Origin of the sequence: Streptomyces sp. NBC_00461 (assembly GCF_036013935.1) — a bacterium.
GTDB lineage: Bacteria > Actinomycetota > Actinomycetes > Streptomycetales > Streptomycetaceae > Streptomyces.
The window spans coordinates 6,922,658-6,936,097 of the sequence record NZ_CP107902.1; the positions used below are offsets into that span (position 1 = coordinate 6,922,658).

Annotated in this window: 12 protein-coding genes; 8 read left to right on the forward strand and 4 right to left on the reverse strand. The window is 70.3% G+C overall.

Annotated features, from left to right (window positions below; translation table 11 throughout):
* Window positions 1-6: 6 nt before the first annotated feature.
* A complete protein-coding gene (locus OG870_RS32390) occupies window positions 7-270 on the reverse strand; it encodes a DUF397 domain-containing protein (RefSeq protein WP_266590176.1) in 264 nt (87 codons plus the stop codon).
* Complete coding sequence (locus OG870_RS32395) at window positions 267-1,088, reverse strand: helix-turn-helix domain-containing protein (RefSeq protein ID WP_266590179.1); 822 nt, start codon at window positions 1,086-1,088, stop codon at window positions 267-269. The genes OG870_RS32390 and OG870_RS32395 overlap by 4 nt, the downstream gene beginning before the upstream one ends.
* Window positions 1,089-1,200: 112 nt before the next feature.
* Here OG870_RS32395 and OG870_RS32400 point away from each other — a divergent pair, with 112 nt between their 5' ends.
* The 3 genes from OG870_RS32400 (at window position 1,201) to OG870_RS32410 (ending at window position 6,107) form a co-directional block, all read left to right on the forward strand.
* On the forward strand, window positions 1,201-1,614 hold the full coding sequence (locus OG870_RS32400; protein ID WP_266590181.1) for an ATP-binding protein: 414 nt from the start codon (window positions 1,201-1,203) through the stop codon (window positions 1,612-1,614).
* Window positions 1,615-1,688: 74 nt separating this feature from the next.
* Entirely contained in the window at window positions 1,689-4,697 is a 3,009-nt protein-coding gene (locus OG870_RS32405; RefSeq protein WP_266590183.1) for a glycoside hydrolase family 3 protein, read from the forward strand.
* Between the two features lie 57 nt (window positions 4,698-4,754).
* Window positions 4,755-6,107 (forward strand): hypothetical protein, encoded by a 1,353-nt coding sequence (locus tag OG870_RS32410; RefSeq protein WP_266590185.1) that lies wholly within the window; start codon window positions 4,755-4,757, stop codon window positions 6,105-6,107.
* 18 nt (window positions 6,108-6,125) lie between these two features.
* Here OG870_RS32410 and OG870_RS32415 read toward each other — a convergent pair whose 3' ends face one another.
* Window positions 6,126-6,554: a MarR family winged helix-turn-helix transcriptional regulator gene (locus OG870_RS32415; protein WP_266590187.1), complete on the reverse strand. Its 429-nt coding sequence runs from the start codon at window positions 6,552-6,554 to the stop codon at window positions 6,126-6,128.
* 71 nt (window positions 6,555-6,625) lie between these two features.
* Between OG870_RS32415 and OG870_RS32420 the strand changes: the two genes are divergently transcribed.
* Window positions 6,626-7,660: an FUSC family protein gene (locus OG870_RS32420; protein ID WP_327691771.1), complete on the forward strand. Its 1,035-nt coding sequence runs from the start codon at window positions 6,626-6,628 to the stop codon at window positions 7,658-7,660.
* 99 nt (window positions 7,661-7,759) lie between these two features.
* Window positions 7,760-8,344, forward strand: coding sequence for a YdeI/OmpD-associated family protein (locus tag OG870_RS32425; protein WP_327691772.1), 585 nt, complete (start codon window positions 7,760-7,762; stop codon window positions 8,342-8,344).
* An 84-nt stretch (window positions 8,345-8,428) separates the two neighbouring features.
* On the opposite strand, the gene OG870_RS32430 is transcribed toward OG870_RS32425, so the two are convergent.
* Window positions 8,429-8,983 (reverse strand): YceI family protein, encoded by a 555-nt coding sequence (locus OG870_RS32430; protein WP_266590193.1) that lies wholly within the window; start codon window positions 8,981-8,983, stop codon window positions 8,429-8,431.
* A 156-nt stretch (window positions 8,984-9,139) separates the two neighbouring features.
* Between OG870_RS32430 and OG870_RS32435 the strand changes: the two genes are divergently transcribed.
* The 3 genes from OG870_RS32435 to OG870_RS32445 all read left to right on the forward strand — a co-directional run bounded on the left by OG870_RS32435 (window position 9,140) and on the right by OG870_RS32445 (window position 13,439).
* The gene (locus OG870_RS32435; RefSeq protein WP_327691773.1) at window positions 9,140-11,443 is read left to right on the forward strand and encodes a polysaccharide lyase 8 family protein; all 2,304 of its coding nucleotides are present in this window, start codon (window positions 9,140-9,142) and stop codon (window positions 11,441-11,443) included.
* Between the two features lie 154 nt (window positions 11,444-11,597).
* Window positions 11,598-13,190: an acyl-CoA carboxylase subunit beta gene (locus OG870_RS32440; RefSeq protein ID WP_266522021.1), complete on the forward strand. Its 1,593-nt coding sequence runs from the start codon at window positions 11,598-11,600 to the stop codon at window positions 13,188-13,190.
* Window positions 13,191-13,247: 57 nt separating this feature from the next.
* Window positions 13,248-13,439: an acyl-CoA carboxylase subunit epsilon gene (locus OG870_RS32445; protein WP_266522023.1), complete on the forward strand. Its 192-nt coding sequence runs from the start codon at window positions 13,248-13,250 to the stop codon at window positions 13,437-13,439.
* The last annotated feature ends 1 nt before the right edge of the window (window position 13,440 follow it).

Sequence of the window (13,440 nt, forward strand, 5' to 3'; positions counted from 1 at the left end):
TCCTGGTCAGGGAGTTCGACCCTGGACGTGCCCGTCGCGCCGAGCGAGCCCGAGGAAGGCGGCCCAAGTGCCGGGTGCGACGGTGAGGTTGGGGCCGGTGTTCTTGGAGTCGCGGATGTGGATGGCGGAGGGTTGGGTGGCTACCTCGATGCAGTCGCCGCCCTGGCTCCCGCTGTAGCTGGACTTGCGCCAGTCGTGGGCGACCTCGATGCATTCGCCACCCTCATTGCTGCTGTAGCTGGACTTGAACCACTGCAGTGCGGTGCTCATCGGTCTCCTAGCAATCCCTGCACGAGGCGCACGCTCTCCTCCGGTGAGAGCGCCTGTGACCGCAGCATTCCATACTTCAGCTGATAGTCCATGACCTCGTCGGGCTCCTCGACGAGGAAGCTGGCGCGCTGTACCTCCAGGTAGACGAGGTGTGCGTGCTCGGGGGTTCCCAGCAGGGTCATCGGGCCCGCGAGACCGGCGTGGGGCATCCGATCCATGGGCATGATCTGAAAGCTCATGTGGACTGGCTCGGTGTACTCCAGGATCCGGTGGTACTGCGCCCGCATCACTTCCGGCCCTCCGACCTGGCGCTTCAGGATGCTCTCTTCCATGACGAAGTGGCACACGGGAGGCTGCTCCCGCTCCAAGACCAACTGCCGCTCCATGCGGGCGTTCACCCATTGCTCGGCCGTCTCGCTGCCGAGTGCGGGGTAGCGGGCGTCAAAGGTGGCGCGACAGTATTCCCTTGTCTGAAGCAATCCGTGAACCACCAGGCTCTGGTACGACAGGATGCTCAGCGCCTCCTGTTCGTGATCCACGTACCCCTGCGCGAACTGCACCACCTTCTCCCGCACCGGCATCTGCTCCACCAGTACGGCCAACACCCCACCCGTACCCAGTAGTTCATCGAACTGCTCCGCCCGGTCCGGCTGCAACGCGAGCCGCCCCTGCTCGATGGATCTCACCGTGTCCACGCTGATGTTCGCCTGCTCGGCGAGCTGTTCCTGGGTGAGCCGGGCCTGCTTACGGCAGTGTGAGAGCAGTGCCCCCACCGCGCGCCACGAACTGACTTTCCTGGGCTTCTTGGCCGTGTGCATGGCTGGCCCTTTCCCCCGTAGACACACGAACTCCTCGTAGTGAGGTCGTAGCAATCAGAACTACGACCTCACTCACTGCCTCACGATAGTCACTCCCTGTGACAGTCATCCCGTGAACACCCAAACCCAACTACTCCACGCCCGCACCGCCCTCTACCCCCGCGACCGCAGGAACGTGGCCGTGGCCCGAGACCTGACCCGCATCACCCTCGCCGACTGGGGGTTGACCCGGCGCAGCGACGACGTCCTGCTCTGCGTGAGCGAACTCGCCACCAACGCCCTCCTGCACGGCGTCCCGCCGAACCGCTGCTTCCGGCTGGATCTGAGTCTCGACACCGCCGAAGTCCTCCGGGTCGAGGTCCAGGACAGCGGGCCCGGCGAGATCCGCACCCCGGACGTCGCGCCGGAGTCGGAGCGCGGTCGTGGGCTGCTGCTGGTCGCCGCGCTGTCGGACGACTGGGGCGTGCGGCAGCGGGAGCCCGGCAAAGCGGTCTGGTGTGAGTTCCGGGGCTGTCGGCCGTCTTGACGGTTCCCTGCGTCACTCGTTAACTCACGAGGTGAACTAAGTCATTTGAGAGACAAGAGAGTTGAGGGAAGGCCATGCGAAGAACCGCCCTGCTCGTCTCCAGCGCCTTGCTCACCGCCCTGCTGCCCCTCGCCGTCGCCCGGGCGGCCGACGAGCCCGCCCCGGTGCCCGTCGACCGCTTCGAGGGCGAGGTCCCCTTCGCCTCCCAGCCCGCGGAGGGCATCTTCACCTGGGGCGGCGACAGCGACGACCCGCCCGCGCTCCAGCTGACCGCCAGACCCGGCGCCCCCGAGGGCGAAAAGGTACTCACCGGCACCTACGACATCAGCGGCTACGGCGGCTTCACCCACGACTTCGCCGCCGACCGGCCCGCCCACGACTGGTCCGCCCACAAGGGCATCCGCTTCTGGTGGGACGGCCAGGACAACAACAAGAAGATCGCCTTCGAGATCAAGGACGGCGGTGCGAACGGCGAGGCCTCCGAACTCTGGACGACCTCCTTCACCGACGACTTCACCGGCTGGAAACAGGTCGAGATCCCCTTCGCCGACTTCGTCTACCGGACCGACTACCAGCCGGTCGGCGGCATCGACCACGTCCTCGGGCTCACGCAGATGTGGGGCTATTCCCTCACGCTCCCGGTCGGCCTCAAGGGTCAATTCGCCATGGACGAAGTGGAGTTGTACGGGAAGGCCGACCAGTCCCTGCGCGCCTCCGTCACCACGGACGCCGCCGTGTACCCGGTGAAGGAGGGCGGTACGGCCACCGTCGAGGTCACCCTCGCCACCACCGGCTCCGCCCCCGTCGACGACCCCGTGACCGTCACGTACGAGACCACGGGTGGCACCGCCGAGCCCGGCAAGGACTACACACCGGTCACCGGAACCCTCACCTTCCCCGCCGGTACGGCCTCCGGCGCGAGCGGGACCATCCACGTACCGACCCTGCGTGACAAGTCCGCCGAGTCCGCCGAGACGATCCCGCTCAAGCTCACGGTCACCGGCGCCAAGCCTGCGGCAGAGACCCCGCAGGTCGTCGTCGACGCCCACGGACTGCCGTACCTGGACAGCAAGTTGCCGGTGAAGAAGCGCGTCGCCGATCTCCTCTCCCGTATGTCCCTGGAGGAGAAGGCTGGCCAGATGACCCAGGCCGAGCGCGGAGCCGTGGGGAACGGCTCGGACATCGCCGCCTACGACCTCGGCTCACTCCTGTCCGGCGGCGGCTCCACACCCACGCCCAACACCCCCGAGGCCTGGGCGAAGATGATCGACGGCTACCAACTCCGGGCGCAGGCAACGCGGTTCCAGATACCGCTGATCTACGGCGTCGACGCGGTGCACGGCCACAACAACCTGGTCGGCGCCACGATCATGCCGCACAACATCGGCATCGGCGCCACCCGCGATCCCCGGATCGCCGAGAAGGCGGGCGCGGTGACGGCGAGCGAGGTCCGCGCCACCGGCATCCCCTGGGACTTCGCCCCCTGTCTCTGCGTCTCCCGCGACGAACGCTGGGGCCGCTCCTACGAGTCCTTCGGCGAGGACCCGGCCCTGGTGCAGTCCATGGAGACGGTCATCCAGGGCCTCCAAGGACGCGCCGACGGACGGGACTTGGGCCGGAACGACAAGGTCCTCGCCACAGCCAAGCACTTCGTCGGCGACGGCGGCACCGAGTACGGCTCCTCCACCACCGGCACGTACACCATCGACCAGGGCGTCACCAAGGTCACCCGGCAGCAGCTGGAGACCGTCCACCTGGCGCCGTACCGGACCGCCGTCGACCGGGGCATCGGTACGGTCATGCCGTCGTACTCCTCGCTCGACCTCCTCGGCGACGGACAGGGCCCGGTGAAGATGCACGCCCGCGCCGACATGATCAACGGCGTGCTCAAGGGCCGTATGGGCTTCGACGGGTTCGTCATCAGCGACTGGGACGCCATCGACCAGCTCCCCGGCGACTACTCCTCCCACGTCCGCACGGCCGTCAATGCGGGCGTCGACATGATGATGGTGCCGTACTCGTACAAGGACTTCACCGCGCAGCTCGTCGCCGAGGTGCGGGCCGGTCGCATCGGCGAGCGGCGGGTCGACGACGCCGTGTCGCGCATCCTCGCCCAGAAGTTCCGGCTCGGGCTCTTCGAGAAGCCGTACGCCGACACGAGCGGCGCCTCGGCCATCGGATCCGCCGCGCACCGGGCCGTCGCCAGGCAGGCGGCCGCCGAGTCGCAGGTCCTGCTGAAGAACGCGAACGGCGTCCTGCCCCTGAAGAAGAACCAGAAGGTCTACGTCGCCGGGTCCAACGCCGACGACCTCGGCAACCAGACCGGCGGCTGGACCGTCACCTGGCAGGGCGCATCCGGCACCCACACCCAGGGCACGACGATCCTGGACGGGATGCGCAAGGACGCAGACGTCTCCTACTCCAAGGACGCCTCCGCGCCCACGACCGGTTACGACGTCGGCGTGGTCGTCGTCGGCGAGACCCCGTACGCCGAGGGCGTCGGAGACGTCGGCAACGGGCATGATCTTCAGCTCTCCGCCGCGGACAAGGCCGCCGTCGACAAGGTGTGCGCGGCCATGAAGTGCGTGGTGCTGATCGTCTCCGGGCGCCCCCAGCTGATCGGTGACCGGCTCGACGAGACCGACGCTCTGGTCGCCTCCTGGCTGCCGGGCACCGAGGGCGACGGGGTGGCCGACGTCCTCTTCGGCAAACGCCCCTTCACCGGTCAACTCCCGGTCACCTGGCCCAGGTCCGAGGCCCAGCTGCCGATCAACGTCGGCGACAGCGCGTATGACCCGCAGTTCCCGTACGGCTGGGGCCTGACGACCCTGGCCAGGGTGCCCGAGGGCGGCGCGGTGACCCTGAAGGCGCTCGCGGCGGCCGCCGCCGTCGCCGGCAGGGCGGGCGCGGACGAGACGGGCCGCGCACTCGTCACCAAGGCCCGGCTGATCGTCCAGCGGAAGGTGGGTGCGGGCATGACGGAGGCGGTGGCGAAGCCCTTCGCCGACGCGGACCATCTCTCGCTCACCGGACGGTACGGTGCGGCCGTCGAGAAGCTGATCACGGCCTACCGGGCCGCGTGAGGAGAACGCCACCTGCGAGGATGACCGGTTTTGGGAGGCTTCGGGTAGCTTCGAACCATGAAGGCCGTCGTACGGACCCGAAGCCTCCCGGGGCTGCTTGTGACCCTGCTCCTCGCCGCCCTGGCCGTACTGTCGGCGGGCTCCCCGCCGGCCTCCGCCGCCACGAGCGTCTCGACGATCGCCGAGGCCCTCCGCAAGAGCCCGGTCTACGTCGACCCGGCGGCGAGCGCCCAGCTCTCGTCCGCCGAGGCGCACGCCCTCGCCGAACAGATCAAGAACGCCGACAAGCCGCTGTTCATCGCGGTCCTTCCGGCCGGCTACCCCACGGCGAACCTCTTCCGGAACCTCCGCACCGCCACCGGCATCACGGGCCTGTACGCGATCCGCCTGGGCGACCGCTTCGACGCGAGGGCCGACTCCTCCGTCCTGCCGCGCACCGCCGTGCAGAACCTCGTCACCGGAGTCCAGGGCGAAAAGGGCGCCAAGGCCCAGTTGACCGACTTCACGAACAGTGCCCTCACCAACATGGGCGGCTCCGCCCCCTCGGGCTGGGGCTCCTCCTCGAGTGGCGGGGTTTCCTCCACCGCGCTGATCACCGCGGGCGCGGTGCTGGTGGCGGGCAGCGCGGGCGCCTATGTGCTGGTACGACGGGGCCGGCGCCGCAGGGCCGAGGAGCAGCGGGCCGCGCTGGAGCGACTGTCGGTCGTCGTCGACGAGGACATCACGGCCTTCGGTGAGGAACTGGACCGCCTCGACTTCCACCCGGCGGAAGCGGGCGCCGACGACGCCATGCGCGCCGACTACGAACGCGCGCTGGACGCCTACGAACAGGCGAAGTCCCTCATGGGCGCCGCCGCGAAGCCCGAGGACGTCCGCGCGGTCACCCAGGCCCTGGAGGACGGACGCTTCTCCCTCGCCCAGCTCGCCGCCCGCCGTGAGGGCCGCCCGCTGCCCGAGCGCCGGCCGCCCTGCTTCTTCGACCCGCGCCACGGCCCCTCCGTGGCCGACGCCACCTGGACGCCCCCGGCCGGCGCCCCGCGCGAGGTCCCCGTCTGCGCGGCCGACGCCACCCGTCTCGCCGACGGCCGCGACCCCGTCGTCCGTGAGGTCGACACCGACCAGGGCCGCCGCCCGTACTGGGACGCGGGTCCGGCCTACGGCCCCTGGGCGGGCGGCTACTTCGGCGGCGGCCTCCTTCCCGGCCTCCTGGTCGGCACCCTCCTCGGCAGCATGATGGCCGCCCCGTCCTACGCGGCCGACTACGGCTCCGGATACGGCGACTTCGGCGGCGGTTACGACGGCGGCGACATGTCCGGCGCGGACTTCGACCCCGGCGACTTCGGCGGCGGCTTCGGTGACGGCGGGGGAGGGGACTTCGGGGGCGGCGGGGACTTCGGCGGAGGCTTCTGATCCACTGAGACGGGTGGTTCACGGTTCCCGCAGGTCGGCGAGCCGCTCCAGCAGTGGTCCCGCCAGCTCCAGGACACCCCGCTCCGTCAGGCTCAGCGAGGCCAGCGCGGCGGCCAGCCAGACGTCGCGGTCGGCCATGTCCCCCACCAGCTCCCGGCGTCCCTCCTCGGTCAGCGACAGCACGGTCTGACGCCGGTCGCGCGTGCTCGGTTCGCGCGCGATCAGCCCCTCGTCCGCCAGCTCGGCGAAGACCCGGGTCAGCGACTGCGGGCGCTGCCGCTCGGCCGCCGCCACCTCACCGGGTGTGGACGGCCCGTGCCGGTACAGATGACCGAGCACCGACAGCTGGTTGGGACTGAGGCTCCCGGCGCCGCGCTCCTGGCGCAGACGGCGGTTGAGACGGACGACACCGCGACGGATGCGTGCGGCCTCGGGAAGGTGATCCATGACGCATATATTAAGCCGCCCCTTACTATCTACGCCTGTCACGCCTGCGAAGATTCTCGTATCCTCGTCGCGTGACCGCCAAACTAATACGCAATGCGTACGAAGCGGCGCTGACGATGACCGCCGTGCTGCTCTGCTGGGCCGCCGCCCTGACGCTGGAGAGCACCGAGGGACTGCATACCGACGTGCTCGTCCTCGCGGTCGCTCTCGCCCTCACCCTCGCCTCCACCCAGCGCACCGCCGACACCCGGCGGCGGCTCACCTCGCTGGGGGTGCTGCCCGTGACGGTGGGTGCCTCGATCTTCCTGGGCCGGCTGATCGCCTCGCACTACGCGATCGGTGCCGCCGTCTTCACGGCCGGGCTGGCGCTGGCCATCTGGATCCGCCGCTACGGTCCCGCCGCCGCCAAGGCCGGCACGCTGATGACCCTCCCGCTGATCGCCCTTCTCGTCGTCCCCGGACCCGCCCTGCCGCCCGAGGCGCAGAGCGGGCTGGTGACCTGGTTCTGGGCGGCGCTCATCGGGGCGCTGGCGTGCTGCTCGGTCTGGCTGGTGCAGGGGGCGGGGGACCGTTACGGGCCCTGGCGGGCGCAGCCGGCGCCCGAGCAGCCGCCGCGCCGCTCCCGCCTCCACCCCCGCCCCAGCACCCGCATGGCCCTGCAGATGGCGGCCGGCGTCGCCGCCGCCTTCACCCTCGGCCATCTGCTGTTCGACGACCACTGGCCGTGGGTGGTCCTCACCGCGTACGTCGCGGCGAGCGGCAACCGCGGCCGAACCGACGTACTGCGCAAGGGAGTCGAGCGCCTGGCGGGAGCCTGTGCGGGCACGCTGCTGGCGACGGGCGTGGCGGCGGCCGGTATCACCGGGCATGCCGCCGTGGCGCTGATGTTCGCGGTGCTCGCGGTGGCCCTGTGGCTGCGCCCCCTCAACTATGCCTACTGGGCAGCCGGTATGACCTGCGCCCTCTCCCTCCTCCTCGGCTACTTCGGCCAGGATGCCCAGCACCTGCTCCCGACCCGCCTTGAGGGCATCGCGCTCGGCGCGGCGCTGTCGGTGGCGTCGGCGTGGTGGCTGCTGCCGGTGCCACGTCGGCGCACGGCCACGTGAGGCGAGCGGCCCCTTGCCAGCGGGCGTTCGGGAGAGGTGAGCACCTCGAAGCCGCCCACGAGGACAGAAACCGTCCTACTCACGGCCTACGGTCGGCGCATGACCCAAGACCCGCAGGCCTTCGCCGCCGCCCGCGACCTGGACACCTGGCTCACCGCCCACCCCGCCCCGCACGCCGGCCTGTGGGTGAAGATCGCCAAGAAGGGTTCGGGTCTGGTCTCCGTCACCTGGGACGAGGTCAATGACGTCGCCCTCTGCCACGGCTGGATCACGGGTCAGCGCAAGGCACTTGACGCCTCGCACTACCTGCAGAAGATCACCCCGCGGCGCCCGGGCAGCCTCTGGTCGATGGTCAACGTCCGCCGCGTGGCGGAACTGACCGCGGCCGGCCGTATGCGCCCCGCGGGCCTCGCGGAGGTGGCCGCCGCCCAGGCGGACGGACGCTGGTCGGCCGCGTACGCGCCCCAGACGGAGGCCGAGGTGCCCGAGGACCTGGCGGCGGCGCTGGAGCGCACCCCCGAGGCGAGGGCGACCTTCGACGCGCTCGGGCGATCCGACCGGTACCAGGTGATCCTCGGCCTGCTCAGGACGCGCACGCACAAAGGCCGGGCGGCCCGGCTGGCGGCGGAGGTGGCGCGGCTCGGGTCCGGGAGTCCGGCCTCCGTCCGACGTGCTGACGGCTGACCGCGAACGGCTGACGGCCGGCCGGCCTGACACGCCCAGTGCCCGCCCCCTGGAATTCGCCGTACCGGGGGCGGGCGCGCTCGGTCACGCGTTCCTGATCGCCGAGATGTCGAAGTTGAGCTTGATCTTGTCGGAGACCAGGACGCCGCCCGTCTCCAGCGCCGCGTTCCACGTCAGACCCCACTCGGAACGCAGGATCTCCGCCTTGCCCTCGAAGCCGACGCGCTCGTTGCCGAAGGGGTCCTTCGCGGCGCCGTTGAACTCCAGGTCGATCGTGATCGGCTTGGTGGTGCCGAGGATCTCCAGGTCACCGGTGATGCGGTAGTCGTCGCCGCCGAGGGACTCGGCCGAGGTGGAGCGGAAGGTCATCGTCGGGAACTCCTCCGTCTTGAAGAAGTCCGCGCTCTTGAGGTGCCCGTCGCGGTCCGCGGAGCCGGTGTCGATGCTCTCCATCTTGATGTCGAGGGACGCCGTGGACGCGGACGGGGCGCTCCCGTCCAGGTGCAGCGACCCGCTGAAGTCGAGGAACTTGCCCTTGACGTTGGTGACCATGGCGTGCCGGACGGTGAAGCCGATCGTGGAGTGCGCCGCGTCGATCGCGTAGGTGCCGGTCAGTGCGGTCAGGTCGGGGTTGCCCATGACATGCTCCTCAGAAGTGATGTTGAATGTTGAACTACTCAACACGGACGACCGTAGACCTATTCCGTTCAGGCATCAACATCATCCGTGGAGTGTTGGCGTGATGCCCCTGAGGTGGTAGATGCCCAGGGCATGAACCCACACCGAAGGGGCTCCATGAGACCCACTCGTCGAGCGGTCTTACTCGCGGCGGCGCTCCTGTCCGCGGCCGCGCCCCCCGCCCGGGCCGCCGACCCCGACCCTTACGAGGCCCTGCGCCGACGCTGGCTCGACATCGCCCTCGGCACGGACTACGACCCCACGACGGAGCCGTACGCCTCCCGCCTCGCCGAGACCGGCGCACTGGCCGGCACGGCCCAGGCCACCATGGCCCCGACCCCCACCTCCCTCTGGCCCGGCTACCCCTACGACCCGCCGGCCGGCATCACCCAGAGCTACAGCCGCCTGTGGACGATGACCCAGGCCCACGTCCAGCAGGGCACCGGCTCGACCGGCGACCCGGCGCTCCTCGCGGACCTCCTGCGCGGCCTCGACCACCTCTCCGCCACGATCTACAACCCCTCCACCACCCGCTACGGCAACTGGTGGGAATGGCAGATCGGCAGCCCCCGCCTCCTCATGGACATCGTGGCCGCGCTCCACGGCCACCTCACCGAAGCGCAGACCCGCGCGGCCTGCGCCGCCGTGGACCACTTCATCCCCGACTCGATGCTGACCGACTACTCCGGCACCTCCACCGGCGCCAACCGCGTCGACCTGTGCCGTTCGGTGGTCCTGCGCGGCATCCTGGGGCGCGCGGACGACAGGATCGCCCTCGCCCGCGACGCGCTCTCGCCGGTCTTCCCGTACGTCACGAAGGGGGACGGCCTGTACGCGGACGGCTCGTTCGTCCAGCACACCCAGGTCGCGTACTCGGGGACGTACGGCCAGGTGATGCTCGACGGCCTGGGCCGCCTCTTCACGCTCCTCGCGGGGTCCGCCTGGGAGGTGACCGACCCGAACCGCCAGATCGTCCTGGACAGCGTCGAGCACGCCTACGCGCCTCTGATCCACGACGGGTTGGTGATGGACGGCGTCAACGGCCGTGCCATCAGCCGGGGTTACCTCAGGAGCGACGACCTCCACGTCATGCGCAGCGACCACTTCCACGGGCAGGGCATCATCGCGGCCGTCGCCCTGCTGGCCGGCGGCGCGAGTGCGGCGGAGCGCGAGCGCTGGTACGCGGCCGTCAAGGGCTGGATCGAACGGGACACGGTGACACCGGTCCTGACGGCCCCTCAGTTCGGAGTCGCCGACCTGGCCCGGCTGCACGCCATCGCCGGCTCGCCGGAACCGGCGGCCCCGGAACCCGCCGGGCACCGCCTCTTCCCGGCCATGGACCGTGCCGTCCACCGCGGCTCCGGCTTCACGGCGCACATCGCGATGTGCAGCGACCGCATCACGTACTACGAGTGCGGCAACGGCGAGAACCCGCGCGGCTGGCACACCGGCGCCGGAATGGTCTCCTGGTGGGCCGGTGAGCGAAGCGATCAGTACACGGACTGGTTCTGGCCCACCGTCGACTGGTACCGCCTGCCCGGCACCACCGTCTCCACCCTCCGCCTCCCCGACAACGCGGGCGGCGAGTGGGGTGCCCCCAAGCCGGACGTGGGCTGGGTCGGCGGCACGACGGACGGCGAGTACGCGGCCGTCGGCCAGCACCTCAAGGGCCTCGGCTCGACGCTCCGGGCCCGCAAGTCGTGGTTCTGCGTCGCGGACGCGGTGATCTGCCTGGGCGCCGGGATCACCTGCACCGACGGGGTCCCCGTCGAGACGGTCGTCGACAACCGCAACCTGGGGGAGGACGGTACCCAGGAGTTCGTACGGGGCCGGGGCTGGGCCCACCTGGAGGGCCACGGCGGCTGGCTCCTGCCCGACGGCGACCCGCACACCCTGCGCGAGGACCGCACCGGCGCCTGGTCCGACATCAACACCTCCAGTACGACGGAGCGGGCCACCCGGCGCTGGCAGACCCTCTGGCTCGACCACGGCACGGACCCGACGGACGCCGCATACGTCTACGTCCTCATGCCCGGCGCCTCCCGCCGGGCCGTCGTCTCCCGCGCCGCCGACCGCCACTGGCTGTCGCTGCTCGCCAACGACAGCGCCTGCCAGGCCGTCCGGGTCCCCTCCCGGGGGCTCACGGCCGCCAACTTCTGGCAGCCGGGAACGGCGGGCCCGCTGACCGCCTCGGCGCCCGCGAGCGTCCTGCTACGCCGCCACGGCCGTACCGCTACCCTCTGCGTGAGCGAACCTCCCCGAACGGGCGAACCGATCGAGATCACCTGGGACCGTCCCGTGCGCGGGGTGAGCCGGGCCGACGACACCGTCGAAGTCCTCTCCACGGGCCGCCGCCTCACCGTCCGGGTTACCCCAGGCGTGTCGTGTTCCGTTCACCGATGTGAGCTGACTCTCAGCTGACCCCTTTGTGCGACCCCTACAAGCCGGATGCCCCCTGAGCAGTCGGAACGCCTGCACGCCGTCGAGGTTCTGTTCAGGGGCACCAGGAAAACGGGCCGGAGACTGTACGGAGTCGACGGCTCGCATTCCTTGCTGGGCTTCGTAAGGTCACTACATGACCGTTTTGGATGAGGCGCCGGGTGAGTCGACTGAGCCGACGGACGCGCGCGGCCGGGTGGCCGAGCTGCACGAGATCCGTGCGCAGGCGCTGGCCGGGCCGAGCGAGAAGGCGACCGAGGCTCAGCACGCCAAGGGCAAGCTGACCGGCCGGGAGCGCATCGAGCTGCTCCTGGACCCGGGTTCCTTCCAGGAGGTCGAGCAACTGCGCCGGCACCGGGCGGTCGGGTTCGGCCTGGAGGCCAAGAAGCCGTACACGGACGGTGTGATCACCGGCTGGGGCACGGTGGAGGGCCGTACGGTCTTCGTCTACGCCCATGACTTCCGCATCTTCGGCGGCGCGCTGGGCGAGGCCCACGCCACGAAGATCCACAAGATCATGGACATGGCCATCGCGGCCGGTGCGCCGCTGGTCTCACTGAACGACGGCGCCGGCGCCCGCATCCAGGAGGGCGTGTCCGCGCTCGCCGGCTACGGCGGCATCTTCCAGCGCAACACCAAGGCCTCCGGGGTCATCCCGCAGATCAGCGTGATGCTCGGCCCGTGCGCGGGCGGCGCGGCCTACAGCCCCGCGCTGACGGACTTCGTCTTCATGGTCCGCGAGACCTCGCAGATGTTCATCACCGGCCCGGACGTGGTCAAGGCGGTCACCGGCGAGGAGATCACGCAGAACGGCCTAGGCGGCGCCGACGTCCACGCGGAGACCTCCGGCGTCTGCCACTTCGCCTACGACGACGAAGAGACCTGCATCGCCGAGGTCCGCTACCTGCTCTCGCTGCTGCCGCAGAACAACCGTGAGAACCCGCCGCGGGTGGAGTCCACGGACGCGGCGGACCGCCGCAGCGAGGTGCTCCTGGACCTGGTCCCGGCGGACGGCAACCGGCCGTACGACATGACGAAGGTGATCGAGGAGATCGTCGACGACGGCGAATACCTCGAGGTCCACGAGCGCTGGGCCCGCAACATCATCTGCGCGCTGGGCCGTCTGGACGGCCAGGTCGTGGGCATCGTAGCCAACCAGCCGCAGTCGCTCGCGGGCGTCCTGGACATCGAGGCGAGCGAAAAAGCTGCGCGCTTTGTCCAGATGTGTGACGCTTTTAACATCCCGATCGTCACTTTCCTGGATGTCCCAGGCTTCCTTCCCGGTGTCGACCAGGAGCACGGCGGCATCATCCGCCACGGCGCGAAGCTCCTCTACGCCTACTGCAACGCGACCGTGCCGCGGATCTCGCTGATCCTGCGCAAGGCATACGGAGGTGCGTACATCGTCATGGACAGCCAGTCCATCGGTGCGGACCTGACGTATGCCTGGCCGACGAACGAGATCGCCGTGATGGGCGCCGAAGGTGCCGCCAACGTCATCTTCCGCCGGCAGATCGCCGACGCCGAGGACCCCGAGGCCATGCGGGCCCGCATGGTCAAGGAGTACAAGTCCGAGCTCATGCATCCGTACTACGCGGCCGAGCGCGGCCTGGTCGACGACGTCATCGACCCGACCGAGACCCGCGAGATCCTCATCCGCTCCCTGGCGATGCTGCAGACCAAGCACGCCGACCTGCCGTCGCGCAAGCACGGCAACCCCCCGCAGTAACCCAGCGGACCCTCCGCGACACCCTCGCGGAAACCTCTCTCACGGAGACTGAGACCTATGAGCACCTCTGACATTCGCGTCGAGAAGGGCCACGCCGAGCCCGAGGAAGTCGCCGCCATCACGGCCATCCTCCTGGCTCGCGCAGCGGCCGCCCCGTCGGACGTCCAGACCCACCGAGGCCGCCCCAAGGCCGGCTGGCGCCGCCTGGAGCGCGAGGGCGGCTTCCGCGCCCCGCACAGCTGGCACTGAC

Bases quoted from the DNA above. Each gene is read 5' to 3' on its own strand.
- OG870_RS32415 (WP_266590187.1), bottom strand. From the start codon at position 6,554: ATGGATCACCTTCCCGAGGCCGCACGCATCCGTCGCGGTGTCGTCCGT.
- OG870_RS32445 (WP_266522023.1), top strand. From the start codon at position 13,248: ATGAGCACCTCTGACATTCGCGTCGAGAAGGGCCACGCCGAGCCCGAG.
- OG870_RS32425 (WP_327691772.1), top strand. From the start codon at position 7,760: ATGACCCAAGACCCGCAGGCCTTCGCCGCCGCCCGCGACCTGGACACC.
- OG870_RS32435 (WP_327691773.1), top strand. From the start codon at position 9,140: ATGAGACCCACTCGTCGAGCGGTCTTACTCGCGGCGGCGCTCCTGTCC.
- OG870_RS32395 (WP_266590179.1), bottom strand. From the start codon at position 1,088: ATGCACACGGCCAAGAAGCCCAGGAAAGTCAGTTCGTGGCGCGCGGTG.
- OG870_RS32430 (WP_266590193.1), bottom strand. From the start codon at position 8,983: ATGGGCAACCCCGACCTGACCGCACTGACCGGCACCTACGCGATCGAC.
- OG870_RS32410 (WP_266590185.1), top strand. From the start codon at position 4,755: ATGAAGGCCGTCGTACGGACCCGAAGCCTCCCGGGGCTGCTTGTGACC.
- OG870_RS32390 (WP_266590176.1), bottom strand. From the start codon at position 270: ATGAGCACCGCACTGCAGTGGTTCAAGTCCAGCTACAGCAGCAATGAG.
- OG870_RS32440 (WP_266522021.1), top strand. From the start codon at position 11,598: ATGACCGTTTTGGATGAGGCGCCGGGTGAGTCGACTGAGCCGACGGAC.
- OG870_RS32405 (WP_266590183.1), top strand. From the start codon at position 1,689: ATGCGAAGAACCGCCCTGCTCGTCTCCAGCGCCTTGCTCACCGCCCTG.